Raw genomic sequence first — 25,668 nt, 5'->3', positions numbered from 1 at the left:
CACACGTCATCGTAGGTGTGTTTCAACGGAGTTGGGGCCGCAGTCGGACAGTTGGCGCAGTCATGGGGGTTGCCCGAGGGGAAACCCCCTGCGCGCGGCGCGGACGCTAGGAGAGCTGGAGCAGTCCGCGCAGCAGGTCCCGGCTCTCGTCGGGGCCGGGGCTGTCCTGCTGGAGTTCCTTCAGCGCCTGCTCGTACTGGGCGACGTCCTCGCGCTTGTCCAGATAGAGGGCGCTGGTGAGCTGCTCCAGGTAGACGACGTCCGACAGGTCGGACTCCGGGAAGCTCAGGATGGTGAAGGCACCGGACTCACCGGAGTGCCCGCCGAAGCTGAACGGCATGATCTGCAGCCGCACGTTGGGACGCTCGGAGATCTCGATCAGGTGCTGGAGCTGCTCGCGCATGACCTCGCGGTCCCCGTACGGCCGCCGCAGGGCCGCCTCGTCGAGGACGATGTGGAAGTCGGGGGCGTTCTCGGCGACGAGGTACTTCTGCCGCTCCAGGCGCAGGGCCACCCGCCGGTCGACGTCGGCTGCGCTCGCCCCCTTCATCCCGCGCCGCACGACCGCGTGCGCGTACGCCTCGGTCTGGAGCAGGCCGTGCACGAACTGCACCTCGTACGCCCGGATCAGGGCGGCGGCGCCCTCCAGCCCGACGTAGGTGGGGAACCAGTTGGGCAGGACGTCGGAGTAGCTGTGCCACCAGCCGGCCACGTTGGCCTCGCGGGCGAGTCCGACGAGCGCCTGGCGCTCGGCGTCGTCCGAGATGCCGTACAGCGTCAACAGGTCTTCCACGTCACGTGTCTTGAAGCTCACCCGGCCCAGCTCCATCCGGCTGATCTTCGACTCCGAAGCCCGGATCGAATATCCCGCCGCCTCGCGCGTGATGCCACGGGCTTCACGCAGCCGCCGTAGTTGCGAGCCGAGCAGCATCCGCCGCACCACCGATCCGGGCTCTCCCGCGCTCACGTTCGCCAGCCTCCCCAACCGTCCTCGGATCCGCAGTCTGCCACTAAAACACTTCGAGCAGTACTCGCCCGATTACAGAGACGGAAAAAAGCCAAAGGATACCCCTGGAGCGACACCGGGGAAGGGGAGGAGGAAGCGAGGGAAGTGCCCGCCAACTGCAAGAAGATGGCGGAAAAAATGGCCAAGAAGCGGTACGGGCAGGCCCATTTCGGTCACGTGCACGTGCATCTGCCCTTGCATCTGCCCTTCGCATCGGAAACCATGGTCCCGCGCCACCGCTGCATCGCAACGACCGCGAATCCCGGGAGTGCCTCGCATGGGGACGAATGGATCGACCATGCTCGAGCCGTTACGGCAGGGCCTTCCGCCGCTTGATCCCGCGGCCGTGTCCGACGCGGCCTCCTGCGCTCTGTCGGCCCGCCTCGAAGCGGTGCGCGAGGCACGGCAGTTCACCAGGAGAACCCTCGGCCAGTGGGAAGTGGGCGAGCGGTCCGACGACATATGTCTGGTCGTCTCGGAACTGGTGACCAACGCCCTGCGGCACGGGATGTCGCCCGACGCCGCTCCGGGCACGCCGGGGCAGCAGTCGCCCGTGCGGCTGCACCTGCTGCGGTGGACCGGGCGACTGGTGTGCGCGGTGCGCGACCCCAGCCGGGACAGCCCCCTGCCGCGCGAGGTGGACGACTTCGCGGCGGAGTCGGGGCGCGGGCTGTTCCTCGTCGACTCCTTCACCGAGGGCTGGGGCTGGCAACCGCTCTCCCCGAACCTGGGCGGCAAGGTCGTCTGGGCGCTGTTCCGGCTGCACAAGCCCGCCGGATGACGAACCGCGGCGCCTTCCGGTGCCGCGGTTCTACGCGCGTCGCAGCCCCTTGTGCGCCGATTTTTCCGGCGTGTCGCACGCCGGAGCGGACCTCCGTCAGCCGGCGATCAGATGGTCGAACTCGCCGTCCTTGATGCCCAGGAGCATCGCCTCGATCTCGGCCCGGGTGTAGACGAGGGCGGGACCGTCCGGGAAGCGCGAGTTGCGCACGGCCACGTCCCCGCCGGGCAGCCGCGCGAACTCGACGCAGGACCCCTGACTGTTGCTGTGCCGGCTCTTCTGCCAGGCAACCCCGTACAAGTGTGTGGCCGCCATGCCGTTGTACACGTCGTGCCCCCCGTCAACGTCGTGGTCCACAGGTCGCTCCCTGATGGTGCACTGGCTCGTGTGGCCATAGATGCCATGGTCAACTGTTCCGGATCATAGCTCCGTTCACGTGCGCCTGCATGAGCAGATGCACGTGCACGGGCGGTGCCCACGCAGTTACAGCTGTGACGCCTGCTTTACCGAGCCCGGACGGTCCTGGGGCCTGTTCCCGCGTCTGCCCCGCAGCCCGTTCCCCATGCGCCACCGGCACTTTCGCGTGGTCCGCGGCCGTGCGGGCACGAGAGGTAGTACGGATCGAACCACTCGTGCACAGGAAGAGACGCACCGGGTGCCCTCGATGTTCCGCCGCCCCGGCCGCCGTTCGGCGCACCGGCTCCGGAGCGGGCCGCCGCGCGTGCCCGGATCACCCCCCCCCGCCTGGGCGGACGCCGACCGTCCGCTCGGTACACCGGCCGGCCCGCGGGACACGTCCGGTGGCCCCGGCACCGGGGCCGTGGAAGCCGTCGCGCCGTCGCCGCCCCGGCCGCGAGCAGGCCGGGGCCCCCGGCCTGCGCCTCCCCCGCGCGAAACGGACTCGCCCCCGTGGAGGACGCGGGTGTCCTTCACGGGGGCGAGGTCCGGCACCTCTCCGGCAGACCTGCGGAGGCGGGCGTCCGGCGGACGTCCGGGCGGTCGTGCCGCCGGCCCGACGGGACGGCCGGCGCACCTCTCGTCGTCCGAACGGCGATCGGGCCGTACGGCGACGGGGGGAGCCGTCGTACGACGGTGACCGGGGTCCGCCGGGGTGTCAGCGGGTGCCGTACGGCAGGAGCGCCATCTCGCGGGCGTTCCTCACGGCCCGTGCCAGACGGCGTTGCTGCCGGGCCGGGACGCCGGTGACCCGGCGGCTGCGGATCCTGCCGCGGTCGGAGAGGAACCTCCGCAGCAGGTCGGTGTCCTTGTAGTCGATGGAGGCGATGGAGGCGATGGAGGTGATCCCGGCCCGGTCCAGCGGGTCGGGCCGGTTCCTGTCGGGCGGGCGTTCGCTCTCGCGGGGCACGGGGTCAGACCTCCAGGAGGGTGTCGAAGGCGGGCGGGAGCCGCTTCCAGGCGTCGCGCCCGGCGGCGTACTCGGCGTCGGTGAGCAGGCACGACTCCAGCAGCTCGTGGAGTCCGTCGCGGTCGAGGCCGGGCGAGGTGAACACCAGGTGCTGGCGGCGGTCGCCGTGCTCGGGGTGCCAGTCCAGGGCGGCCGCGGCGCGGCGCACCGGCGGCAGCGTCTCCCAGGCCGCGTCCGGCAGGGAAGCCAGCCAGGGCCCGGCGGACTCCACGCACAGGGCTCCGCCGGCGGCGTCCCAGTGGAGCAGCACGTCCGGCTTGTCGGCGAGCCAGAACCTGCCCCGGCTGCGGGCGGCGGCGCAGGTCAGGTCCTCCAGTGCCGCGTACAGCCGCTCCGGGTGGAAGGGGCGGCGGCGACGCCAGACGAAGGTGGTGACGCCGTGTGCGTCGGCCTCGGCGGGCAGCAGGGCGCAGGCCGGGTGCTGGGCCGCGGCGGCGGCCTCGACGTCGAAGCCGGCGAAAGCGGCGGCGACGAGCGGTGAACGCGGCTCCGGCCCCGGTTCCGGTGCACCTGCACGTGCGGAGGTGTCCGCCGGGCCCCCGAGCCGGCCGCCTCGGACGGGGACCCGGCGGGCCGTCGGATGGAGCTGGGCCAGCAGCTCGCGGTCCTCGTCGTCGGCCTCCGGGGAGTTGGCCACGGCCAGGACGGGGGCGTACTCCAGCTGCCGCGCGAAGGTGTCCGCGACCGTGCGCCGGTCGGTGGCGGCGGCGGCCAGGCCGCGCTCGGCGAGGTCGTCGCCGTTGCCCAGGCAGGGCAGCAGGAGCGCCGGGTCGACCGCGGTGATCACGCCGGTGACCGTGAGGCCGCCGGCGGCGACCACCTCGGCCATCGCCCTGGGCTCGACGGAGTCCCACAGCTCGACGACCGCGAGCCGGGTGGCCGGGTCGTCGGCGAGGCGGAGCAGCTCGGGCACGAGGTCCTCGCGCAGGGCGCAGCAGGCGCAGTCGTTCACCAGCGGCGCCTCGCCCGCGAAGAGGACGCCCTCGGAGTCCCTGATCGTGCGGACGACCGTGCCGGCCGCCGCCGTCGCCAGGTCGTGGTGGAGCGCCACGCTGCCGGGGACGTCGGCGAGCAGCCGCGCGACCGTCGCCCGGCGGACCTCGGCGTGCAGCCCGCCGACGATCACCACCGGCAGGCTCACGCGCCGCCCCGCTTCCCGAACCGGCGCTCGAAGCGCTCCACGCGGCCTGCCGTGTCCAGGACGCGGGCGGTGCCGGTGTAGAAGGGGTGGCTGACGTACGAGATCTCGACGTCCACGACGGGGTAGGTGTTGCCGTCCTCCCACTCGACCGTCTTCTCGCCGCTCATCGTGGAGCGGGTGAGGAAGGCGTGGCCCGCGGCGCGGTCACGGAAGACGACGGGCCCGTACGACGGGTGGATTCCCTTGCGCATGACGGGTCAGCGCTCCTCTCGGAAGTCGACGTGGCGGCCGGCGACGGGGTCGTACTTGCGCAGGGTCATACGGTCCGGGTCGGTGCGGCGGTTCTTGCGGGTGACGTACGTGTAGCCGGTCCCCGCGGTGGAGCGGAGCTTGATGACCGGGCGCAGTTCGTTGCGTGCCATGCTGCTACCTTACTGAAAATGAATTCCATTAACACTAGGCTTCGAGGAGAGGTACGTCACCCATGTCCGCGCACTGCATGCTGACCGGCGCCCGGCCGGGCTTCGGCAACCGCGTCTCCCACTCCCACCGGCGCACCTCGCGCCGCTTCGACCCCAACGTCCAGACCAAGCGGTACTGGCTGCCGAGCGAAGGCCGTCGGGTACGGCTGCGGCTCAGCACGAAGGGGATCAGGACGGTCGACGCGATCGGCGTCGAGGCCGCCGTCGCCCGGATCCGGGCGCGGGGGGTGCGGATCTGATGGCGAAGAGGAGCAAGACCGCGAAGAACGGGAAGCGGCAGGAGGTCGTCGCCCGGTACGCCGAGCGGCGGGCCGAGCTGAAGGAGACCGTCCGCCGGCCGTCGTCCACGGACGCGGAACGGCTGGCCGCGCAGCGGGAACTGCGCCGGCAGCCGCGGGACGCGAGCGCCACGCGCGTGCGCAACCGGGACCAGGTGGACGGGCGGCCGCGCGGGTACCACCGGGCGTTCGGGCTGTCCCGGGTGAATCTGCGGGGACTGGCGCACGCGGGGTGTCTGCCGGGGGTGCGCAAGGCTTCCTGGTGAGGGCGGGGCGGGTCCTCGTTTCCCTCAGGGTTCCCTTCAGGGCGGGCGCGAGGGCTTCCTGGTGAGGACGGCGCGGGCTCCCGTTCCTCCGGGGCGGGCTCCCGTTCCTCCGGGGCGGGCTCCCGTTCCTCCGGGGCGGGCTCCCGTTTCCCTCCGGGGCGGGTCCCCCTTGTTTCCCGGCTGGTAGCTTGCTGCCGGTCCTTCCGGTTCTCACCGGTCCTTCCGGTCGACCCGGCCGTCCGGCTACAGCTTGGGAGCCCGCAGTGACTTCGGCGAACTTCTCGCGCCCCTCGCCCACCCCGCGTCCCGCGCGCGGGGCGTCCCGCCGGGGGGTACGGGCCGCCGCCCTGGTCGGCGCGCTGGCGGGGGCGCTCGCACTGACCGCGTGCAGCGACGACGGCGACTCCGGCGACTCCGGGGGCTCGTCCCCGGCCACGCCGGGTGTCACGTCCGGCGCGGGCAGCGGCGGCGGCGCGGGCGGTTCGGTGACGGCCTCCGGCGAGCTGGAGGGCAGTTGGCTCACCACCGCGGACGGCCGGGCCGTCGCCCTGATCATCACCGGTGAGCAGGCCGCCCTCTTCGCGACCGGCGGGACCGTGTGCAGCGGGACCGCCGGCAAGGAGTCGGACATGACGATGATCCGGCTCACCTGCCCGAGCGGGAAGAAGGACCGGACGACCGGCATGGTCGACTCCGTCGACGGCAGGAGCCTCGAGATCACCTGGGACGGGGCGACCGGCGGGGAGACGTACACCAAGGCGGAGGGCGGGCAGTGGCCGTCCGGGCTGCCGACGGCCGGTCTGGGGTAGTGAAGCGGTCACCGGGGCGGGGGCCGCGCACCGGAAGGGGGCGTTCATGCGTGATGATCCTCCCGAGCACCGTCACGTCACCGTAGGGACCACTCATGCGCGCCGTTCCGATCACCGTCACCGCCCTCGCCGCCGCCTTCCTCCTCACCGCCTGCGGCGGCGGGGACGACAGCGCCTCCGGCGACGGGGAGAACAAGGCCTCCTCCGCCTCCGGCACCGCCTGCGTCGCCGGTGACCTGACCATGGCGGCCGGCGCCGTGAACGCCGCCCCCGCCGCCGGTGACACCGGCAACGTGACCGTCACGGTCACCAACGGCGGCAAGGAATGCACCCTGGAGGGCTTCCCGAAGGTCGAGCTGGAGGCCGACGGGAGCACCGTCTCCGTTCCCCACGACGAGGCCGCCGAGGCGCAGCCGCTGCCCCTCGCCGCACAGGCCACCGTCTCCTTCACGATCACCTACGTCCGCGGCGAGGACGGCGAGGGCAGCCTCGCCGCCAAGACCCTCACGTGCGGCCTCGCGGACGCCCCGGCCACCGAGAGCCTGGACTGGTCGTACGGCGCGGTCGCCCTCAAGGACGGCGACAAGCCGGACGCCTCGGTGAGCGCGTTCCAGGTGGCGGGGGACTGATCGCACCCGGGGCCCGGCTGCAGGGCGGCAGGGCGGCAGGGCGCGAGATAGCGGGCGGACGGATCGCCGCCCCGGTGCGGCGCCGCGGCCCGGGCCTGCGACGCGATGCGCGGCCCCGACCGGTGGCACGGCGTGCGGCCCTGACGGGTGGCGCGGCGCCTGTTCGCGGTCGCGGGCGCGGGGGTTTCGGGAGCGGGCGGGACGTGGGGTTGCCAGGCAGGCGCACGGGGTCGCGAGGAGGCGGACGCGTCGGGGCGTGCGCCCCCGGTCACGCCCCCGGTCACGGGAGATGCGGTCGTGAGTGGACTTGCGCCCGGTCCGCCGCCTCCGCGCCCTCGGTCCAGCCCGCTTCGTCGGTGACGCCGCGCAGGCGGGTGGTGGTCGTCCGGGGGAAGAGGCGGTCCGTGGCCGCGGTGACCGCCACCTCCCGGGAGGCCAGGACCGGGAGGAGGTCGGCGCTGACCGGGGTCTCGGCCGCGGCGGCCAGGCGGCTGCCCACGCGGTGGGCGTAGGCGGCCAGGAAGGACTGCCGGAAGGTCTTCGTGCGTCGGCGCCCGCCCGCCCGTTGCGCCGCCTCCGCCTTCGTCATGGCGGTCCCGGCCTGCACGAGGAGCGAGGTGTAGAGCAGTTCCACCACCTCGAGGTCGGCCTCGAAGCCGACGACCGTGGAGAAGCAGAAGGGCTCGTTCCACACGGCCCGGCAGTGGTTCGCGCCGGCGACCGCGTCCAGCAGTACCGCCTTGGCCTGCTCGTACGGCGGCTCGACGCCGATCCGGCGGGCGCCGGGGGCGTCCGGCGCCGGAGCCGCCGCGTCGAGCAGCGCCTCGTCGACGCTGTGCCGTGCCATCAGCTCCTGCGCCTTCGCGGTGAGCGCCTCTGCCTCCTCGGGGAACCCGGTCGCCTCCGCCTTGGCGAGGAGCGCGCGGATGCGGGTGAGCATGCGGGAGTCGGAGCGCGGCTGTCCGCTCGCCTCCGGGAGGGGTTCGAGGGTGGGCAGCCGCAGCAGCAGCCGGTACAGCTCCAGGACCGCCGTGGCGTGGGAGAAGCGGTCGCCGGTGCGGGGTGCGGGGCCGGCGGGCAGTTCCTCCAGCTGGGCCGACCAGCGCCGGCCGCGCGCCCGGTCGTGCGGCGCCTGCGCGCGGACCAGCGCCGCGAGCAGCCGTACGTGCGTGTCCTCCAGGTCGCGGCGCACGAGCCGTACGAGGTCCGCGGGCTGCCACCCGCGGCGCCAGGCGGCCGCCAGGAACTCCTGTCCGCGCCGGTCGAGTTCGGCGTCCGCGGCGGGGTCGGCGGCCAGCAGGGACGCGCCGGTGTCGAGGGCGGTGTCGGTGTCGTCGTAGAGGGCCGCCCGGAAGGCGCGTTCGACGGTGCTGGGCGTGCTGCTCACCCATGGATCGTGCCACGCGCGCGGAGCGACCCGAGACTGTCAACCATGGGTTGACGACATCCAGGCGTCAACTTACGGTTGACACATGACTTCGCGACAGGGTCCCACCTCCGCCATCCGTCTCGACGACCTCATCGACGCCATCAAGAAGGTCCATCCGGAGCCCCTCGAACAACTCCAGGACGCCGTCATCGCGGCCGAGCACCTCGGTGACGTGGCCGACCACCTCATCGGCCACTTCGTCGACCAGGCCCGGCGTTCGGGGGCGTCCTGGACCGACATCGGCCGGAGCATGGGCGTGACGCGGCAGGCCGCGCAGAAGCGGTTCGTACCGAAGGAGTCGGCCGACCTCGACCTCAGCCAGGGCTTCAGCCGGTACACCCCCCGCGCGCGGAACACCGTCATGGCCGCCCACGGCGCCTCCAGGACGGCCGGCAACCCGGAGGGCCTGCCGGCCCACCTGGTCCTCGGCCTGCTCGCCGAGCCGGAGGGCTTCGCGGTCAAGGCGCTGGCCGCGCAGGGCGTCACCCCGGAGGCCGTGCGCGAGGCGGCGACCGCCGCGCTGCCGCCCGCCGCCGACGAGGTGCCCGAACTCGTCCCCTACGGCTCGGACGCCAAGAAGGTCCTCGAACTCACCTTCCGCGAGGCCCTGCGCCTCGGCCACCCCTACATCGGCACCGAGCACATCCTGCTGGCCCTGCTGGAGTTCGAGAACGGCGCGGGCGTCCTCAGCGGGCTCGGCGTCGACAAGGCGGGTGTCGAGCGGTACGTCGAGGAGACGCTGGCCCAGGTGCGGGGGCAGGGGCAGGGGCCGCGGGAGCGGGAGGACGCGCAGGGGCCGGCGGACGCGCGGGAGGGCGTGCAGGAGGGCGTGCAGGAGGCCTGACGACGCACCGGATGCCTCAGGCTGTGTCGGAGGTCTCAGGACGTGTCGGGGTATCAGGGCGTGTCGGGGTATCAGGGCGTGCCCGAGGTCAGACGACGGGGCGCACCGGGGGCGGGCGCGTCCGCCGGCCTCAGGCCGTTGTCAGACCTGCCTGCGACACTCGCGGCATGACCGAACGCTGGGCACTCGCCCCGGCCGAGGGTGGTGGCGCGGAGCTGGCCGCCCTCGGCCCGGACGGGCTGCCCGCGGGCCCCGTCGTCCGGGAGCCGGACCTGGCGGCGGCGGTCCGGGCACGGCCGGACGTGAGCCGGTGGGTGTGGCGCTCCACGGCCGAGGTGTACCCGCGCCTGCTCGCCGCGGGAGTACGGGTCGAGCGGTGCTACGACGTCGAGGACGCCGAAACCCTCCTCCTCGGCCACGAGGGGCGGCACGGCGAGCCCCGCTCGGCCGCCGCCGCCCTGGCCCGGCTGCGCGGCGGTCCCGTCCCGCCGGATCCCCCGCAGCGCGCCGCCGAACCCGGCGCGCAGTCCCCGCTCTTCGAACCGCAGGCCACCGCCCTCCCCCTCACCGACCTCCTCGCGGTCTACGCCGAGCAGCAGCGGCGGCTCGACCGGGCGGAGCACCCGGAGCGGATGCGGCTGCTGACGGCGGCCGAGTCGGCCGGGACGCTGGTGGCCGCGGAGATGAACCGCGCCGGCCTGCCCTGGAGCGCCGACGTCCACCGCGAGGTGCTGCACGACCTGCTCGGCGAGCGGTACGCGGGCGGGGGCGAGCCCCGGCGCCTCGCGGAACTGGCGGACGAGGTGTCGGCGGCCTTCGGGCGCCGGGTGCGGCCGGACCTGCCCGCCGACGTGGTCAAGGCGTTCGCGCAGGCCGGCATCAGGGTCAGGTCCACCCGCCGCTGGGAGATCGAGTCCCTCGACCACCCGGCCGTGAAGCCGCTGGTCGAGTACAAGAAGCTGTACCGCATCTGGGTCGCGCACGGCTGGTCCTGGCTCCACGACTGGGTGCGCGACGGCCGTTTCCGGCCCGAGTTCCTGGCCGGGGGCACGGTCACCGGCCGCTGGGTGACCAACGGCGGGGGCGGTCTGCAGATCCCCAAGGTGATCCGGCGGGCCGTGGTCGCCGACCCCGGCTGGCGGCTCGTCGTCGCCGACGCCGACCAGATGGAGCCCCGCGTCCTGGCGGCGATCTCCCGCGATCCGGGACTGATGGAGGTGGCCGGCCGGGAGAGCGACCTCTACCAGGCCGTCTCCGAGCGCGCGTTCTCCGGTGACCGCGCCCAGGCCAAACTCGCGGTGCTCGGCGCGGTCTACGGCCAGACCTCCGGCGACGGACTCAAGAACCTCGCCGCGCTCCGCCGCCGCTTCCCGCGCGCGGTGGCCTACGTCGACGACGCGGCGCGGGCCGGCGAGGAGGGCCGGCTGGTGCGGACCTGGCTGGGGCGGACCTGCCCGCCCGCGGCCGGCGCCGGGGAGGACGCGGCGGAGGAGGCGGGCATCCCGACCGGGGACGAGAACCCGTCCGAGACCCGGCAGTGGGTGCCCGGGTACGCCTCCGGCGACGCCCGCGCGCGGGGCCGCTTCACCCGCAACTTCGTCGTCCAGGGCAGCGCGGCCGACTGGGCCCTGCTGCTGCTCGCCGCGCTGCGGCGGACCTGCGCGGGCATGGCGGCCGAGCTGGTCTTCTTCCAGCACGACGAGGTGATCGTGCACTGTCCCGAGGAGGAGGCCGAGGCGGTCGTCGCCGCGATCCGGGAGGCGTCGGGGCTGGCCGGGCGGCTGACGTTCGGTCCGACACCGGTGCGGTTCCCGTTCACCACGGCGGTCGTGGAGTGCTACGCCGACGCCAAGTGATCACTCCGCCCCGGCGAGCAGTTCCCTCAGCTCCCCCACGACGGCCCTCTCGTCCGTGCCGTCCAGCGCGGCCAACGCCCGCCGCCACTCCTCCCGCGCCCGCCGCGGGTGTCCCTGCTCGCGCAGCAGGAGTCCGTGCTGGTGGCGGCCGAGCGCGCCGGTGTAGCGGTCGGCGCGGGCGTCGGCGCGGCGCAGCAGCTCGGCGCACTCGCGGGCGGCGCACTCGGTGTGCTCCAGCAGACGCAGGGCACGGACCAGGCCGAGCCGGGTCTGGGACTCGCCGTGCCAGTCGCCGCGGCCGCCGAGGATGCGCAGGCTCTCCTCGAAGTGCGGCCGGGCGGCGGCCGGTTCACCCAGGGCGAGGTGGGCGTAGCCGATGTTGCAGTGCGCCGAGTGCTGGACGAGTACGGCCCCGATCTCGTCGCCGATGGCCAGCGAGAGCCGGTGCTGCTCGATGGCGGCGCGCGGGTCGGTGTGTTCGTACAGGTTGCCGAGGTGGCTGTGGGTGACGGCCTGGCCGTGCCGGTCGTCGAGTCGGCGCGAGTACTCCAGGCTCTGCCGCAGCGCCCGGCCGGACTCCTCGTAGCGGCCGAGGCCCTCCAGCAGGAGGCCGCGGTTGTTGAGGCAGCGCCGGATCCAGGAGGGCCGGTCGAGGCGCCGCCAGATCACCAGGGCCCGGTCGGTGAGGGCGAGGGCGTCGTTCTGGCGGCCGGTCAGGAAATGCAGGCCCGCGAGGTCACCCAGCGCGTAGGCCTCGGCGGCCTCGTCGCCGAGCCCCCGCGCCAGCCGCAGGGCGGTCCGCCCGAGGACCTCCATCTCGGCGACCCGGCCGCTGCGGTGGAGGTAGGGGAAGAGCAGGCGCAGGAGGGTGGAGACGAGAGGCGCGTCGTCCGCCTCGGACCGGGGCGGACGGGACCGGCCGCCGCGGGGACCGGCCTCCGTGTCGGGCCGGCCGCCCTCGACCAGCGCGACGATGTTCTCCAGCTCGCCGTCGCCCCAGGCGAAGGCCTCCTCGGGGCCGCCGAAGGGCGGCACGTCCCGCACCAGGGCCGCGTGCGCGGGCGGCTGGGCGGCGGTGGGCAGCCGGCGGTCGTCCTGGTCGAGGCCCGGTTCGACGATGGCGGTGAGGGCGCGCTCGGCGACGGCGGCGTACCAGCGCAGGGCGGCGGTCTTCGGGGCGGCGGGGGCGGAGTTGCCGGTGCCGGATCTGCGTCTGTCGCCCTTGCCGGTGTCGGCGCCGGCTCTGTCGTCGTTCTCGTTCTCGTTCTCGTTCTCGTTCTCGCTCTCCGCCAGCTCGCGTGCGAAGTCCCGTACGAGATCGTGAGGGGCGTAGCGGCCGTACGCCGTCTCCTCCAGGAGGGCCACGTCGACGAGGCGGTCGAGGGCGGCCTCGGCGCGGCGCTCGTCGGTGCCGGTGAGACGGGCCAGCAGCGGCACGCCGTACGCGGGCAGGTCGAGGGCGCCGACCCGGCGGAGCGCGAGGGCGGCGTCGCGGTCGGCCTCGCGGTCGGAGGCGGCGAGCGCGTCGTGCGCGACCGCGAGGGAGCGGCGCACGCTGAGGTCGTCGTACTCCAGGTGGTGCAAGCGGCCTTCGGTGTCGGCCAGTTGGCCCGCCAGGACGTCCGGGGTGAGGGCCTGGCGGGCGGCGAGGCGGGCGGCGACGACGCGCAGGGCGAGCGGCAGGCGGCCGGTGAGGCCGACGAGGGGATGGCCGGGGCCGAGACCGTCGCGTCCCGACGCGGCGCGCAGCAGGGCCGCGCTGTCCTCGTCGGACAGCGGGGCGAGCGGGAAGCGGTGGGCGCCGTCGAGGGCGGTCAGCAGGGAGCGGCTGGTGACGATCACCGCACAGCCCGGACCGGCCGGCAGCAGCGGGCGTACCTGCGCGGCGTGCGCGGCGTCGTCCAGCACCAGGAGCGTGCGGGTCGGCGCGAGCAGGGTACGGAGCGACGCGGCCGCCGCGTCCGGGTGTTCGGGGATGTGCCGCGGGTCGGTGCCGAGGTCGCGGAGGAGCGCGGCGAGGGCCTGGCCCGCGGTGAGGGGGGCCATGCCCGGGGTGGCGCCGTGCAGGTTGATGTAGAGCTGCCCGTCGGGGAAACGTTCCTTCAAGGTGTGGGCGACGTGCAGGGCCAGGGCGCTCTTGCCCACGCCGGCCATGCCGCTGACGACGGCGAGGGGTCCCACGCCGGCCGGCGGCACAGCGGTGAGGGTACGGCGCAGCGAGCTGAGGGTGGCGGTGCGGCCGGTGAAGTGCGGCGGCGCCGGAGGGAGTTGGGCGGGGCGGTGGGTGTGGGCGGGGGCCGGGGTGAGGGGTGGGGCCGGGGCGGGGGGCCGGGCCGGGGTTCGGGTGCCCGTTGCCCGGCCGCGCAGGATCTCCACGTGGGCGTCGCGTACCGCCGGGCCCGGTTCGACGCCGAGCTCCTCCACGAGGCGGGTGCGCAGGTCACGGTGGACGGCGAGGGCCTCCGCCCGGCGGCCGCTGCGGTGCAGGGCGAGCATCAGCTGACGGTGGTACGCCTCGCGCAGCGGGTGCTCCGCGGCCAGTGCGGTCAACTCCGGGACGAGACGCCCGGGTCCGGATCCGGGGTCGGCCCCGGCCCCGGTCCCGGAGGCGGTTCCAGGTCCGGTTCCTGTGGCGGTTCCAGGTCCGGTTCCTGCTCCTGTTCCTGTTCCTGTTTCGCCGAGGCCGAGTTCGGCGTCGTAACGCCATTCCAGGAGCAGGAGGCGCGCCTCCTTCAGGCGCCGGCCGAAGGCGTAGCCGCCCAGTTCGGCGGGGAGTCCGCAGAGAGGGGCGCCCCGCCACAGGGTGAGCGCCGCCGCGCACGCGTCGATCACGCGCTCCCAGTCGTGGACGGCATGCGCGCCGCGGGCGGTGGCGAGGTGACCCTCGAAGACGTGGACGTCGAGTTCGCCGTGCTCGATCCGCAGCTGGTAGCCGGGCGGCACCGTCCGCAGCCGCGCCGGGTCGTCGAGCATGCGCCGCAGCCGCGTGACGTGGTTGTGCAGCGAGGCCTGCGCGGAGGCGGGCGGCGCGCCGCCCCACAGCACCTCCTTGAGCGACTCGGCCGGGACGATCCGGCCGGCGTCGAGGAGCAGCGCGGCCAGCAGCGCGCGCGTCTTGGGACTGCGGATGCTACGGACGCCGTGAAGGCCGTGGACACCGAAAGGAACAACGGGAGTGGTGGTGCCGTGCGGGTCCGGGACGGTGCGGTGCGGGTCCACGACGGTGTCGTACCGGCCCGGGACGGTGTCGTACAGGACCGGTGGGCCCAGCAGTCCGAACCGCAGCCCGTCCTGCCGCATCACGCCGACCCTCGCCCTTCCGCGCGCCCGCCCCGGACGCGCCCCTCGGCGGGACCCCGCCGCTCTCGCGGATTTCCGCCCCCGGCACGGCGGCGTTCCGCCACCCTGTCCCCGACGGTTCCCGCAGGTGTCCGCCGCCGTTCCGGACGCCCACCGCGCTCGCCCGGCGGCCTCGCACCCGGCGACCTGCGACGACGTCCCTGCCGCCGTGGAGAACCGTTGGCCACATGTTAGCGATTCGTTGGTGGAGCCTGATGTGATCACAACATCGGATCCGGCCCGACGGCGCGCGCGTACTACGCGTTTCTCGGGGGAGTGTCGCCGCCGCGGCCGGTTCCGTACGCGCGTGTGGGCCTCGGTCGGCGGAGGTGAACGACCGGGGCCCGCACCGCGATTCCTTGCTCGGTCCGGGTCCCCGGAACACCTCGGGACGAACCACGGCCGCCAAGCGAGCGGGTGCGCGGGTGCGCGGCAGCGTGACGTCGTACGGGGTGCCGCCGTCGGCGACGGCCGCGAGGACCCACGCGCGGGTGCACCGCAAGGGGCCGCGACGGAAGGTCGCGCCGGGTTTCCCTTCCCCCTCTCCCCGGCCGGCCGGCGGCCGCTCAGGCGGGGGAGGCGGGCGGGTTCGGGCGGGCGAGGCCGAGGTCGTAGGCGAGGATCGTCGCCTGCACGCGGTCGCGCAGCCCGAGTCCGTCGAGGAGCGCGTCGATGCGGGATCTCACGGTGCCGACGGTGAGGCCGAGTTGCCGGGCGATCTCCGCGTCGTCGAGACCGGAGGCGATCAGGGTGAGGAGGTGCCGCTCGCGGCCGACCGGGCCGACCGGTTCGCGGGTGCCGTTCCGGGACCGGGACCCGGTGCCCGCTCCGGAGGCGTAGTGGCCGATGAGGCGGCGGGTCGCGGACGGGGCGAGCACCCCCTCGCCGGCGGCCACCACCCGGATGCCGTGCAGGAGTTCGGCCGCGGGCGCGTCCTTGAGGAGGAAGCCGGAGGCGCCGGCGCGCAGCGCGTCGAAGACGTGGACGTCGAGGTCGAGGCTGGTCAGCACCAGTACGCGGGGCGCGTCCTCCCGGCCGGTGATGAGCCGGGTGGCGGCGATGCCGTCCGGGTCCCGCATCCGCGCGTCCATGACGACCACGTCGGGCGCCAGTTCCCCGGCGAGCCGCACCGCCGTCGCGCCGTCACCGGCCTCGCCGACGACCGTCATGTCCGTCTCGGCTTCGATGACGGCGGCGAGCCCCGCCCGTACGACGTCCCGGTCGTCGACGACCAGCACCCTGAGGCTCATCGTTCCCCCTCCTCCTCGTCGTCCCGCCCGCGAACCGGCGCGCCCGCGAGCGGCAACCGGAGGCGCAAGGGGCCGTGTCGTTCCGCGGTGAGGGTGCCGCCCAGCGCCGCGACCCGCTCCGCCAGACGCTCCCGTACGGCGGGAAGCCCGGAGCCGGGCACCCCGGTGGCCGTGAGTGTCAGCGCGTCGTCGGCGGCGTCGAGTTCGAGCACGGCGGGCCCCTCCCCGCCGGCCGCGAGCATCGTCTCGGCGGCGTGGTAGGCGGCCAGGTCCACGGCCGTGGGCAGCTGCCGCGGCACGCGGTCGGTGAGCCGTATCTCCACCTCGCGGCCGGTGGCCCGGCACTGCCGGGCGAGCAGGTCGAGGGCCTGGAGGGTGGGCTGCGGCCGCAGTTCGGGCCCGGCCGGGTCCGGCTCCCCCTCCCGGACCGTGTCGAGCAGCGCCCGCATCGCGGCCAGCGCCTCGCGGGCCCGGTCGGCGGTGGCGTCGAGCCGGCCCGCCTCCGCCTCCGCGACCATGTCGGCGGCGCGCGCCAGCACCGTGCTCTCCAGCCCCGCGGCGATTCGGCGCCGCTCGGCCCAGGCTTCCCGTACGGCCTCCTCGGTCCAGGCGGCGAGACGTTCCTCCCGCACACCGCGGTCGGCCCGGTCCCGCCGCCCGCGCGCGGCCCCGACCCACCGGGCCGCACCGGCCGGCAGGGCGGCCCCGGCCGTCGCCGCCACGGCGACCACCCAGACGGCCAGGTCCGTGCCGCGGTCCAGGACGGCCGCACTCGCCGCGACGGCGTGCACGGCGACGGCGGCCGGGGGGACGAGTCCGGGGCGCGGTCCGGGCCCGTCGGGGGACGGCGTCGCGGCCCGGCGGGCGGCGTCGGCGGCGAGCGCCACGCAGGTGGCGGCCATACTCAGCAGGGGCGGCACGACGACGGGGCCCGTGTACTCGCCCACGGCCGTCGCCACCGGCCACAGCAGGGCCAGACCGAGCAGCACGCCCAGGGCGGCGCGGGGCGTCCGCCGCAGCCACAGCAGCGTGACGGCCTGCGCCGCGGCCAGCAGTGCGAAGAGCACCCCCGCCGAGACCTGCGATCCGCTCGACGTGGTCTGCGACCGGACGACCAGTACCGGCAGCAGCGGTTGCAGGCACAGCCCGACCGCGGCCGTCACCTGCGCGAGACGGTAGGTACGCGGCACGGACGCCTCCACCGGCGCGGCGGTACGGCCGGGCAGGACCGCGCGCACCTCCCAGCCGCCGTCCGCCGTCGGGCCGCTGGTCAGCGTGCCGCCCGCCTCCCGCGCCCGGGACCGCAGGAAGCCCTGGCCGCGCCCCGAGCCGAGGCCCGCGCCGTGCGCCGCCGCACCGGCCGGCGGTGCCGCGCTCGTGACCACGACGTCGGTGCGGGTGTCGCCGTACCGGCAGCGCACCGTCGTGGCGGCACCGGGGGCGTGCCGGGCGACGTTGGTCAGCGCCTCGCGCACGATGCCGTACGCCGCGTCCGCGACGGCGCCGTCCGGCAGCGGACCGATCTCGTACTCCACCCGCTGGTCCAGCCTGCGGAACCCGGCGACAAGGGCACGCAACCGCTCCTGAGGGGAAGGCAGTTCCTCCCGCGAGGGGGTCGGGGCCCGCACCGCGCCGAGCGCGCGGGTCACCTCACGCCCGGTCTCGGCCGCGAACTCCAGCGCCTCCTCGGCGAGTTCGGGCCGGCGCTCGCGCAGTCCGAGCGCCGCGCCCGCCGTGACCACCACGGCGGTCAGATGGTGGGCGCTGACGTCGTGCAACTCCCTTTCCATACGGCGCCGTTCGACCGCCGGCAGCCGGTGGCGCTCGGCCTCGGCACGCCGGAGCGCCTGCTCGCCCGTCCGCCGTGCGCGCCGGGTGCGCCGCACCAGCAGGCCGGCGCCACAGGCGGTGGCGTACAGCAGGGCGGTCAGGACGAGGTCGAGCCCGTCGCGGTCGCTGAGCCCGTGCAGACTGATGTTCTGCAGCAGTTGCCAGACGGCGAGGGCGACCACGCACAGGACGGCGGTGAAGGTGTCGCGCTCGGTCGCCACCGTGTACAGCGCCAGCGCGACGCCCGCGGTCCCGAGGACCGCCATCGCGCCGACGGGCAACGGCCCGGCCCCCAGCGCACAGGCGGCGGCGACGAGCAGGAGGGCGACGACGGGGCGCGCGCGACGGAGCGAGAGGGCGGCCGTCACCGGTCCGGCGACCAGCACGGCCACGAGGAGGGCGGACGCGGGCGGTACGTCCCCGCGCACCAGCGCCGCCCCGGGCCACACCGCGGCCTGGACGCAGAGCAGCAGGACCGGAACCAGCCGGCCGTCGGTTCGATTCATGACGCACCAAGGCTATGGCCGCGGCCGAACGGCTCCCTCGGGCTGGAGGCGGAGCCGGCCCTCCACCCTGGGATACAGAAAAGGGCGGTGGTGCGCGGCAGCCCTCTACCTCCGGTTCGACCCGGCAATCATCCTGCCGCCCGAGGACCGTGCGCCGGCCCGCCCCTAGGCTCGATCACATCGAGAAGGCGCTCCACGGCCGACTCGCTCGAGGACCTCTCCAGCTGTGTCCACCTCTTCCGCACGACCGATCCCAGGGGGATTTCCATGTCCAAGCGCATCATCGTGTCGTCGATCGTCGGTGTCGTCGCCCTCGGCGGTGTCGCCGCCGGTCTCGCCGTGGCCTCGACGCAGACGGCCCAGAAGCTGACCGTCGAGAACGCCTCGGCCCGTTACGTCCCGCCGACCGACGCCCAGGCCGGCTCGCTCACCTTCACCGCGGACGTGAGCGACGACTCCGGCGTCCGGAGCCTGAAGGTCCTCGCCTGGCCGGCGAGTTCCGACCTGGACCCGACCGAGGCGGAGATGCGGTCCGTGGAGAGCGCGACCTGCCGGAGCACCTCCGCCGACACGTCCCGCTGCACCTACACCCTGAAGGCCACGAAGGCGGAGGCGGCCGAACTGGCCCCGGGCACCTGGCACATCTCGACCCTGGCGACGGCCAAGGACGGGGACACGAAGTTCACCCCGCGCACGTCCGAGTTCACCGTGACCCGCTGACCGCGAGCGGCGCCCTCCGGACCACGGCTTCCCGCCAGGCCCTGCCGGCGACGGCGCGCCTGCGTGGCGCACCTCCACCAGGCGCGCGGCGGAACGTGAGCAGGGCTCCCCGCGGCGGGGCCGGGAGCGAGGCCCGCACCGGCGAACGCGGCATGTCCGCCCCGTCGAAGCCCTCGTCCGGCGCCGACTCGAACGTGACCGGCCACGCGAACTCGTCGAAGACGCGGAGACCGAGCACGGGCCGGTGGCTCGGTCGGCGGTCGAGGCCGAGCGGGCGCTCCCGCGCGGCGACGCGGCCGGCTCGGCGGAGGCCGCATGAGCGGCACCCTCGTCCTGGACCGCGAAGGCCTGTCCGCATCCGGAGCAGCACCCGGCGGTCGGGCCGCACCCTCCGGCCCCTCACCGTCACCCGGAGGCCGGCCCCCGCGGCTGCGCCCAGAACCGGACCGGACGAGGCCGGGCAAAGCAAAAGCCCCAGGTCACGGCGAGTGAGTCCTGGGGCTTTCACAGAGCCGCCTTCGGGATTCGAACCCGAGACCTACGCATTACGAGTGCGTTGCTCTGGCCATCTGAGCTAAGGCGGCGCGCTGCACGCACCCATGGTGCGATCAGCAACGTCGGTAAGTCTACACAGTTTCCGGGAGTGCTCCGAACCACCCCGGGAGGCGGCCGCCCCGGGGTGGCTTCAGGACGTCCGCAGGGCTATGAGCAGCGCTTTCCGTCCGCCGGAGGGGTGCCGCGGACGAGGTAGTCGTTGATCGCGGAGTCGATGCAGGTGCTGCCGCGGCCGTAGGCGGTGTGGCCGTCGCCGCGGTAGGTGAGCAGTCGGGCCGAGGCGAGCTGGCGGGCCAGGGACTGGGCCCAGCGGTAGGGGGTCGCCGGGTCGCGGGTGGTGCCGACGACGACGATGGGGGCCGCGCCCTTCGCCTCGATGCGGTGCGGTTCTCCGGTGGGCGCGACCGGCCAGTAGGCGCAGTTCAGGGAGGCCCAGGCGAGGCCCTCGCCGAAGACGGGGGACGCCTTCTCGAAGGCGGGCAGCGCCTTGCGCACCTCGTCGGGGCCGTTGAACGCGGGCGGCAGATCCAGGCAGTTCACGGCCGAGTTGGCGAACATCAGGTTGGCGTAGCCGCCCTCGGCGTCCCGCTCGTAGTAGCTGTCGGAGAGGGCGAGCAGACCGGCGCCGTCGTTCTCGCGCAGCGCCGCGGTCAGCGCCTCGCGCAGCTGCCCCCAGGCGCTCTCGTCGTACATCGCGGCGATCACGCCGGTGGTGGCGAGGGACTCGGTGAGCCTGCGGCCGTCCGCGTCGCCGGTGGGCAGCGGGCGGGCGTCGAGCCGGCCGAAGAACGCCTTGAGGTTCTTGCCGACCTCCCCGGCCTCGGTGCCGAGCGGGCAGTCCGGCTGCCGCACGCAGTCCTTCGCGAAGGACCGGAACGCCGTCTCGAACCCCGCCGTCTGGTCCAGGTTCATCCGCCGGGCGGCCAGCGACGGGTCCATCGCACCGTCCAGCACGAGCCGCCCCACCCGCTCCGGGAACAGCCCCGCGTAGGTCGCCCCGAGGAACGTCCCGTACGACGCCCCCACGTACGTCAGTCTCCGGTCCCCGAGGGCCGCGCGCAGGATGTCCATGTCGCGGGCCGCCTCGACGGTGGAGACGTGCCGCAGCAGTCTGGCCGACCGGGCGCCGCAGCCCTCCGCGAACTTCTTGTAGGAGCCGACGAGTCGGTCGGTCTCCCGCCGGTCGTCGGGAGTGACGTCGGTCTGCGTGTACGCGTCCATCTGGCGCCCGTCGAGGCACTCCACGGGCTCGCTGCGGGCCACCCCGCGGGGGTCGACGGCGACCATGTCGTAACGGGCGCGGACCTGGGCCGGGTAGCCGATGCCGGCGTACTGCTGGAGGTAGCCGACGGCCGAGCCGCCCGGCCCGCCCGGGTTCACCAGCAGCGAGCCGATCCGCTTGCCCGGGCCGGTCGCCTTCTTGCGGGCGACGGCGAGCCGGACGTCGCCCCCGCCGGGCCGGGCGTAGTCGAGCGGCGCCTTCATCGTGGCGCACTGGAAGCCGGGCACGCCGCAGTCCCGCCAGCTCAGCTTCTGCCCGTAGTACGACGTCAGCGCGGACGGCGTGGCCTGCGGAAGCGCGGCCAGGGCCGCGCGGGCGGCCGCCGGGCTGGCGGAACTCGTCGAACTCCCGGAGGAGCAGGCCGACACGAGCAGGGCGGCGAAGGAGAGGAGCGTGACGCCGGTGCGGAACCGGTGGGGGGAGCGCCTGGTGTGCATCCAGCGAGCGTAACCGTGGGCGACGAACGGAACGCGGAGCGTACGCCAACTGCCACGGACGAGTGAACCCGTCGATCCGCTCGCACCCACCGGCCCCCGGACCGCCCCTCGGGCACCCGCCGACCGCCCTCTCACCCGGCGTCGTCGTCCCGCGCCGCGCTCAGCCCGCTCTCAGCGCCATCGTCATCGCCTCGACCGCCAGCAGCGGGGGCACGTTCCGGTCGAGGGCCTCTCCGCAGGCGGCGATCGCCTCGATACGGCGCAGGGTGGCCTCGGGGGTACCGGCGCGGGCCAGCTGTTCGAGGGTGTCCTCGGCGTCCACGTTGGCGAGGGCGATGCGGGAGCCGAGCTGGAGGGCGAGGACGTCCCGGTAGAAGGCGGTGAGGTCGGAGAGGGCGACGTCGAGGCTGTCGCGCTGCGTCCTCGTGCGCCGCCGCTTCTGCATCTCCTCCAGGTCCTTCATCACGCCCGCCGTGCCGCGCGGCATCCGGCCGCCCTGCACGGCGCCCATCGCCGCCTTCAGCTCGTCGGTCTCCTTGCCGTCCCGCTCCTCGGCGAGCTGCTTGGCGTCCTCGGCGGCGGCGTCGACGAGTTCCTGCGCCGCCCTGAGGCAGCCGCCGACGTCCTGGACGCGCAGCGGCAGCTTCAGCACGGCGGCGCGGCGCTCGCGGGCCGCCGGGTCGGTGGCGAGGCGGCGGGCCCGGTCGACGTGTCCCTGGGTGGCGCGGGCGGCGGCCGCGGCGACGGCCGGTTCGACGCCCTCGCGCCGTACGAGCATGTCGGCGACCGCGTCCACGGAGGGGGTGCGCAGATTCAGGTGCCGGCAGCGGGAGCGGATCGTCGGCAGGACGTCCTCGATGGACGGCGCGCACAGGAGCCAGACCGTGCGCGGGGCCGGTTCCTCGACGGCCTTGAGGACGGCGTTGGCCGACTTCTCGTTCAGCCGCTCGGCGTCCTCGACGAGGATGACCTGCCAGCGTCCGGTCGCCGGGGCGGTGTACGACTTGCGGACCGTGTCCCGCATGTCCTTGACGAGGATCTCCGCGCCCACGGCGGCGACCGTCGAGACGTCGGCGTGCGTGCCGACGAGGACCGTGTGGCAGCCGTCGCAGAAGCCGCAGCCGGGGACCCCGCCGAGCGCCCGGTCCGGGCTCACGCACTGGAGCGCGGCGGCGAACGCCCGGGCCGTCTGGATCCGGCCGGCGCCGGGCGGCCCCGTGAACAGCCAGGCGTGCGTCATGCTCGACGCCTCGGGCGGCGCAGTGCCGTCCGCGGCCGCGGTGACGAGCGCGTCGGCGTCCCGGGCGGCGGCGGCGAGCTGCTCGCTCACCCTCTCCTGCCCGACGAGGTCGTCCCACACGGTCATGGCCCACGCCGCCCTTCCGTCACGTTCACGTCCCGTGGCGCCGGCCGGTCCGCACCGCGGATCATCCTGCGCCTTGCCGGTTCCATTGTGCGGGCAGTCACTGACAACCCGGCCCGGCGCTCACGGACGTCAGCGGCGCCGCCCCGGCCGGGACGGGGGCGGCAGCGGCGCCGGCCCCGCCCACGGCAGGGACGTCAGCGCCGTCGGCCCCGCCCGCGGCCCTCGTCGGAGTCGTCGTCCCGGTGCGGGCCCAGCAACTCGTCCGCGAGCGACGGCAGGTCGTCCAGCGGCGTCTCCTCGGCCCAGTCCGAGCGCGGCCGCTGACGGGGCGCGCCCGTCTCGTCGATCTGCGGCAGCTCCCGCGTGCTGTCCTCGGTCCCGTCCGGCCGCGCCGCGCGCTCGTCACGGAAGTACCCCGGCGGCACCCGGTCGTCGGGCTGCTCCGCGGAGACCGCGGGCAGTACGGCCGTCTCGTCCTCGGCGCGCCCGCCGCGCACGGGCGGCAGTACGGCCGTCTCGTCCGCGGCCCCGGCAGGCGCCGGCGGCTGCGGCAGCTCGGTCGTCACCTCGGCGTCCGACACCCGCGCCGCGGACTTCCCGGTGATCGGCGGCGTCGTGCCGGCCGCGCTCTCGACCGGATCCTTGTCCATCCGTACCGGGGGCAGCACGGCGGTGTCCTCGACCGGCCCGCCCGACGCGTTCGTCAGGGTGACCACCGGCGTGGGCTCGGTCGGCGCGTCCGGGGCGACCGCGGCCGCCGCGGGCGGGGCGGGCCGGGGCCGGGCCTGGGCCGCGGCGGCGGCCTGCTCCGCCGCGCGCCGCGCCTCCTCGGCCCGCAGCAGTGCCTCCTCGGCCTTGCGCTGCTTCTCCAGGCGCTGCGCCTCGGCCTCGGCGCGCAGCCGGGCCTCTTCCTCGGCCTGCTTGCGGCGCCGCTCCTCCTCCGCCGTGCGGCGGGCCTCCTCCTCGGCGCGGGCCTTCTCCTCCGCGAGGAGCCGCAGCCGCTCCTCCTCGGCGCGCCGGCGTGCCTCCTCGGCGCGCTGCCGCGCCTCCTCGGCCTGCCGCTCGGCCTCGCGCCGCTGCGCCTCCTCCAGTTCGCGCCGCTTGCGCTCCTCCTCCTCGGCGCGCAGCTTGGCGAGCTGCTCCTGGCGCTCCCGCTCCAGGCGCTCCTCCTCGGCCTTGCGGGCGGCCTCCTCCTCCGCCTTGCGGCGGGCCTCCTCCTCGGCCTTCCTCCGCGCCTCCTCCCGGGCCTTGATCTCGGCCTCGGAGAGCGGCAGCACCCGGTCGAGCCGGTGGCGTACGACGGTGGTCACGGCCTCGGGCTCCTGGCCGGCGTCGACGACCAGGTAGCGGCCCGGGTCGGCGGCGGCCAGCGTGAGGAAGCCGGAACGCACGCGCGCGTGGAACTCGGCCGGCTCCGACTCCAGGCGGTCCGGCGCCTCCGTGAAGCGCTCGCGGGCGGTCTCCGGGGAGACGTCCAGCAGGACCGTCAGATGCGGCACGAGGCCGTTCGTCGCCCAGCGCGAGATCCTCGCGATCTCGGTCGGGGACAGGTCGCGGCCGGCGCCCTGGTAGGCCACGGACGAGTCGATGTACCGGTCGGTGATGACGACCGCGCCGCGCTCCAGGGCGGGCCGGACGACGGTGTCGACGTGCTCCGCGCGGTCCGCCGCGTACAGCAGGGCCTCCGCCCGGTGCGACAGGCCGGCGCTGGAGACGTCGAGGAGGATCGACCGCAGCCGCTTGCCCACGGGCGTGGCGCCCGGCTCGCGCGTGAGGACGACCTCGTGGCCCTTGGCCCTGATCCACTCGGCGAGGGCCTCGGCCTGGGTGGACTTGCCGGCGCCGTCGCCGCCCTCCAGGGCGATGAAGAAACCGCTCGTCGCGGGTGCCTGCACCGGGTCGTCGCCGCCGAGCAGCGCGTCCCGCAGGTCGTTGCGCAGGGGGACGCCGGAGCGGTCGTCGACCTTGGCGAGCACCAGCGCGGCCACCGGCAGCAGCAGCGCGCCGACCAGCATGAGCGTGAAGGCGGCTCCGCCGTGGGCGAAGACGAACTTGCCGTTCTCCAGCCGGTGCGGCCCGATCAGTGCCGCCACCAGCGGGGCGATCAGGGCGCCGAGCGCCACCAGCACCCGTACGACCGCGTGCAGGTGCTCCGTGACGCGCGTGCGGCGCTGGTCCTCGGTCTCCTGGTCGAGCAGCGCGTGCCCGGTGTTGGCGGCGACGCCCGCGCCGACACCTGCCAGGGCCGAGATCAGCAGCACGGTGGTGACGTCCGGGACCAGCCCGGCCGCGAGCAGGGCCAGGCCGGTGAAGGCGATCGCCAGCGCGAGCAGCCGGCGCCGCGACAGCGTCACCAGCACCTTCGGTGCCGTACGGACGCCGACGGCGACGCCGCCGGTCAGCGCGAGCACGAGCAGGCCGTACAGCACCGGGCCGCCGCCCAGGTCCGTGGCGTGCAGCACCGCCACGGCGACGGCGGCGGAGATCGCCCCGGCCACGGCGGCGCAGGCCAGGACCAGCACCGGAATGGCGCCGGTGCGGCCCGCTTCGGCACCGGTGGCCGTCCGCGGGCGGCGCAGCCCCTCGAGCGGGGACCGCGCGCGAGGGGTGCGGGTGCCGGGCAGTTCCAGGAAGACCACGACGGACAGGGAGCCGGCGAACAGCCCGCCCGCGACGTACGAGGCGAGGGCCGCCTGGTGCTGGCCGAACCAGTCGATGCCGGCGCCCAGGAGGTTGTTGAACAGTGCGGCGGCGACCAGGGTGACGGCCGCCAGCGGGATCGCGAGGAAGGTGGTCCGCAGGGACAGCCGGCGCAGGGCGTCCATGTGGTCGGGCAGCGGCCGTACCGTCGCGCCCTCCAGCGGCGGGGCGGGCAGCAGCGCGGGGGCGGCGCCCTCGCGGGCGACCGTCCAGAACCGCTCGGCGACACCGGTCACGAAGACGGTGACCAGCAGCAGCGCCAGGGCGTCGTCGGGCGTCCAGTCGATCCACAGGGGCGCGACGATCAGCAGGGCGGCCCGCACACCGTCCGCGCCCACCATGGTCCAGCGGCGGTCCAGCGGTCCGTCCGGCGAGGTGAGGGAGGTCAGCGGACCGAGGAGGACGGCGCCGAACAGCACGGTGGCGAGCACCCGGACCGCGAAGACGATCGCGACCGCGAACGCCACGCCCCGGTAGCCGCCGCCGAACGCGCCCTCGGCGATGGCCGCTTGGAGGGCGAGGAGGACGAGCACGAGGAGGGCGAGGGCGTCACCGACGCCGCTCACCAACTGCGCGCTCCACAGCCGCCTGAGCTGCGGCTCACGCAACAGTGCGCGTACGGCGCGCTCTCGGGAGTCCGCCACCAGGGCGTCGTCCGGGGCCGGCGGGTGGGCCGTTGGCTGCTCGGCTCGCGTCATGCTTTCAGCCTATCGGCAGTGACTGACGGCCCGGAGAG

General features: G+C 75.0%; 21 protein-coding genes and 1 tRNA gene. 8 read left to right on the top strand and 14 right to left on the bottom strand.

The window, feature by feature from the left end; genetic code table 11:
• Window positions 1-106 precede the first annotated feature (106 nt).
• Window positions 107-931 carry a helix-turn-helix domain-containing protein gene (locus tag ACH4N1_RS07205; RefSeq protein WP_382782557.1) on the bottom strand — a complete coding sequence of 275 codons (825 nt, stop codon included), beginning with the start codon at window positions 929-931 and terminating at the stop codon, window positions 107-109.
• Window positions 932-1,304: 373 nt separating this feature from the next.
• Here ACH4N1_RS07205 and ACH4N1_RS07200 point away from each other — a divergent pair, with 373 nt between their 5' ends.
• On the top strand, window positions 1,305-1,787 hold the full coding sequence (locus ACH4N1_RS07200) for an ATP-binding protein (protein ID WP_398095118.1): 483 nt from the start codon (window positions 1,305-1,307) through the stop codon (window positions 1,785-1,787).
• A 96-nt stretch (window positions 1,788-1,883) separates the two neighbouring features.
• Here the strand turns inward: ACH4N1_RS07200 and ACH4N1_RS07195 are convergent, their stop codons facing one another.
• The 5 genes from ACH4N1_RS07195 to rpmG form a co-directional block, all read right to left on the bottom strand.
• Window positions 1,884-2,144, bottom strand: coding sequence for a DUF397 domain-containing protein (locus ACH4N1_RS07195; RefSeq protein WP_366058531.1), 261 nt, complete (start codon window positions 2,142-2,144; stop codon window positions 1,884-1,886).
• Between the two features lie 757 nt (window positions 2,145-2,901).
• Complete coding sequence (gene rpsR / locus ACH4N1_RS07190) at window positions 2,902-3,153, bottom strand: 30S ribosomal protein S18 (RefSeq protein ID WP_398095117.1); 252 nt, start codon at window positions 3,151-3,153, stop codon at window positions 2,902-2,904.
• Window positions 3,154-3,157: 4 nt separating this feature from the next.
• The gene (locus tag ACH4N1_RS07185; RefSeq protein ID WP_398095115.1) at window positions 3,158-4,354 is read right to left on the bottom strand and encodes a CobW family GTP-binding protein; all 1,197 of its coding nucleotides are present in this window, start codon (window positions 4,352-4,354) and stop codon (window positions 3,158-3,160) included.
• Window positions 4,351-4,605 (bottom strand): type B 50S ribosomal protein L31, encoded by a 255-nt coding sequence (locus ACH4N1_RS07180; RefSeq protein ID WP_398095113.1) that lies wholly within the window; start codon window positions 4,603-4,605, stop codon window positions 4,351-4,353. Before ACH4N1_RS07180 ends, ACH4N1_RS07185 begins: the two co-directional genes overlap by 4 nt.
• A gap of 6 nt (window positions 4,606-4,611) precedes the next feature.
• Complete coding sequence (gene rpmG, locus ACH4N1_RS07175) at window positions 4,612-4,776, bottom strand: 50S ribosomal protein L33 (protein ID WP_398095111.1); 165 nt, start codon at window positions 4,774-4,776, stop codon at window positions 4,612-4,614.
• 62 nt (window positions 4,777-4,838) lie between these two features.
• Between rpmG and rpmB the strand changes: the two genes are divergently transcribed.
• The 4 genes from rpmB to ACH4N1_RS07155 all read left to right on the top strand — a co-directional run bounded on the left by rpmB (window position 4,839) and on the right by ACH4N1_RS07155 (window position 6,818).
• A complete protein-coding gene (rpmB, locus tag ACH4N1_RS07170) occupies window positions 4,839-5,075 on the top strand; it encodes a 50S ribosomal protein L28 (RefSeq protein ID WP_398095109.1) in 237 nt (78 codons plus the stop codon).
• On the top strand, window positions 5,075-5,380 hold the full coding sequence (rpsN, locus tag ACH4N1_RS07165) for a 30S ribosomal protein S14 (protein WP_398095108.1): 306 nt from the start codon (window positions 5,075-5,077) through the stop codon (window positions 5,378-5,380). Before rpmB ends, rpsN begins: the two co-directional genes overlap by 1 nt.
• A 263-nt stretch (window positions 5,381-5,643) precedes the next feature.
• On the top strand, window positions 5,644-6,189 hold the full coding sequence (locus tag ACH4N1_RS07160) for a hypothetical protein (RefSeq protein WP_398095106.1): 546 nt from the start codon (window positions 5,644-5,646) through the stop codon (window positions 6,187-6,189).
• Window positions 6,190-6,284: 95 nt separating this feature from the next.
• Window positions 6,285-6,818: a DUF4232 domain-containing protein gene (locus ACH4N1_RS07155; RefSeq protein WP_398095105.1), complete on the top strand. Its 534-nt coding sequence runs from the start codon at window positions 6,285-6,287 to the stop codon at window positions 6,816-6,818.
• Window positions 6,819-7,098: 280 nt separating this feature from the next.
• On the opposite strand, the gene ACH4N1_RS07150 is transcribed toward ACH4N1_RS07155, so the two are convergent.
• Complete coding sequence (locus tag ACH4N1_RS07150; protein ID WP_398095103.1) at window positions 7,099-8,205, bottom strand: DUF2786 domain-containing protein; 1,107 nt, start codon at window positions 8,203-8,205, stop codon at window positions 7,099-7,101.
• A gap of 85 nt (window positions 8,206-8,290) precedes the next feature.
• Between ACH4N1_RS07150 and ACH4N1_RS07145 the strand changes: the two genes are divergently transcribed.
• Window positions 8,291-9,091 carry a Clp protease N-terminal domain-containing protein gene (locus tag ACH4N1_RS07145; RefSeq protein ID WP_398095101.1) on the top strand — a complete coding sequence of 267 codons (801 nt, stop codon included), beginning with the start codon at window positions 8,291-8,293 and terminating at the stop codon, window positions 9,089-9,091.
• Window positions 9,092-9,258: 167 nt separating this feature from the next.
• The gene (locus tag ACH4N1_RS07140; RefSeq protein ID WP_398095099.1) at window positions 9,259-10,947 is read left to right on the top strand and encodes a bifunctional 3'-5' exonuclease/DNA polymerase; all 1,689 of its coding nucleotides are present in this window, start codon (window positions 9,259-9,261) and stop codon (window positions 10,945-10,947) included.
• Here the strand turns inward: ACH4N1_RS07140 and ACH4N1_RS07135 are convergent, their stop codons facing one another.
• From ACH4N1_RS07135 to ACH4N1_RS07125, 3 genes are all read right to left on the bottom strand, one after another.
• Entirely contained in the window at window positions 10,948-14,247 is a 3,300-nt protein-coding gene (locus ACH4N1_RS07135) for a BTAD domain-containing putative transcriptional regulator (protein WP_398095098.1), read from the bottom strand.
• A gap of 605 nt (window positions 14,248-14,852) precedes the next feature.
• Entirely contained in the window at window positions 14,853-15,536 is a 684-nt protein-coding gene (locus tag ACH4N1_RS07130; RefSeq protein WP_398095096.1) for a response regulator, read from the bottom strand.
• Window positions 15,533-17,872 carry a histidine kinase gene (locus ACH4N1_RS07125; RefSeq protein WP_398095095.1) on the bottom strand — a complete coding sequence of 780 codons (2,340 nt, stop codon included), beginning with the start codon at window positions 17,870-17,872 and terminating at the stop codon, window positions 15,533-15,535. Before ACH4N1_RS07125 ends, ACH4N1_RS07130 begins: the two co-directional genes overlap by 4 nt.
• Before the next feature lie 267 nt (window positions 17,873-18,139).
• Between ACH4N1_RS07125 and ACH4N1_RS07120 the strand changes: the two genes are divergently transcribed.
• Window positions 18,140-18,592 (top strand): DUF5707 domain-containing protein, encoded by a 453-nt coding sequence (locus ACH4N1_RS07120; protein ID WP_398095094.1) that lies wholly within the window; start codon window positions 18,140-18,142, stop codon window positions 18,590-18,592.
• Between the two features lie 510 nt (window positions 18,593-19,102).
• Here ACH4N1_RS07120 and ACH4N1_RS07115 read toward each other — a convergent pair.
• The 4 genes from ACH4N1_RS07115 to tmk form a co-directional block, all read right to left on the bottom strand.
• Window positions 19,103-19,176: transfer RNA gene (locus ACH4N1_RS07115), tRNA-Thr, on the bottom strand.
• Window positions 19,177-19,294: 118 nt separating this feature from the next.
• Window positions 19,295-20,866, bottom strand: a complete 1,572-nt coding sequence (locus ACH4N1_RS07110) for an alpha/beta hydrolase (protein ID WP_398095092.1) — start codon at window positions 20,864-20,866, stop codon at window positions 19,295-19,297.
• A gap of 160 nt (window positions 20,867-21,026) precedes the next feature.
• A complete protein-coding gene (locus ACH4N1_RS07105) occupies window positions 21,027-22,232 on the bottom strand; it encodes a DNA polymerase III subunit delta' (RefSeq protein ID WP_398095090.1) in 1,206 nt (401 codons plus the stop codon).
• A gap of 194 nt (window positions 22,233-22,426) precedes the next feature.
• Window positions 22,427-25,630, bottom strand: coding sequence for a dTMP kinase (tmk, locus tag ACH4N1_RS07100; protein ID WP_398095088.1), 3,204 nt, complete (start codon window positions 25,628-25,630; stop codon window positions 22,427-22,429).
• Window positions 25,631-25,668 lie beyond the last annotated feature (38 nt).

It is taken from the genome of Streptomyces sp. NPDC017202, assembly GCF_044331705.1.
Classification (GTDB): domain Bacteria; phylum Actinomycetota; class Actinomycetes; order Streptomycetales; family Streptomycetaceae; genus Streptomyces.
Note: the sequence above shows the minus strand (reverse complement) of the source record. Positions and strands in the feature narration are given on the sequence as shown.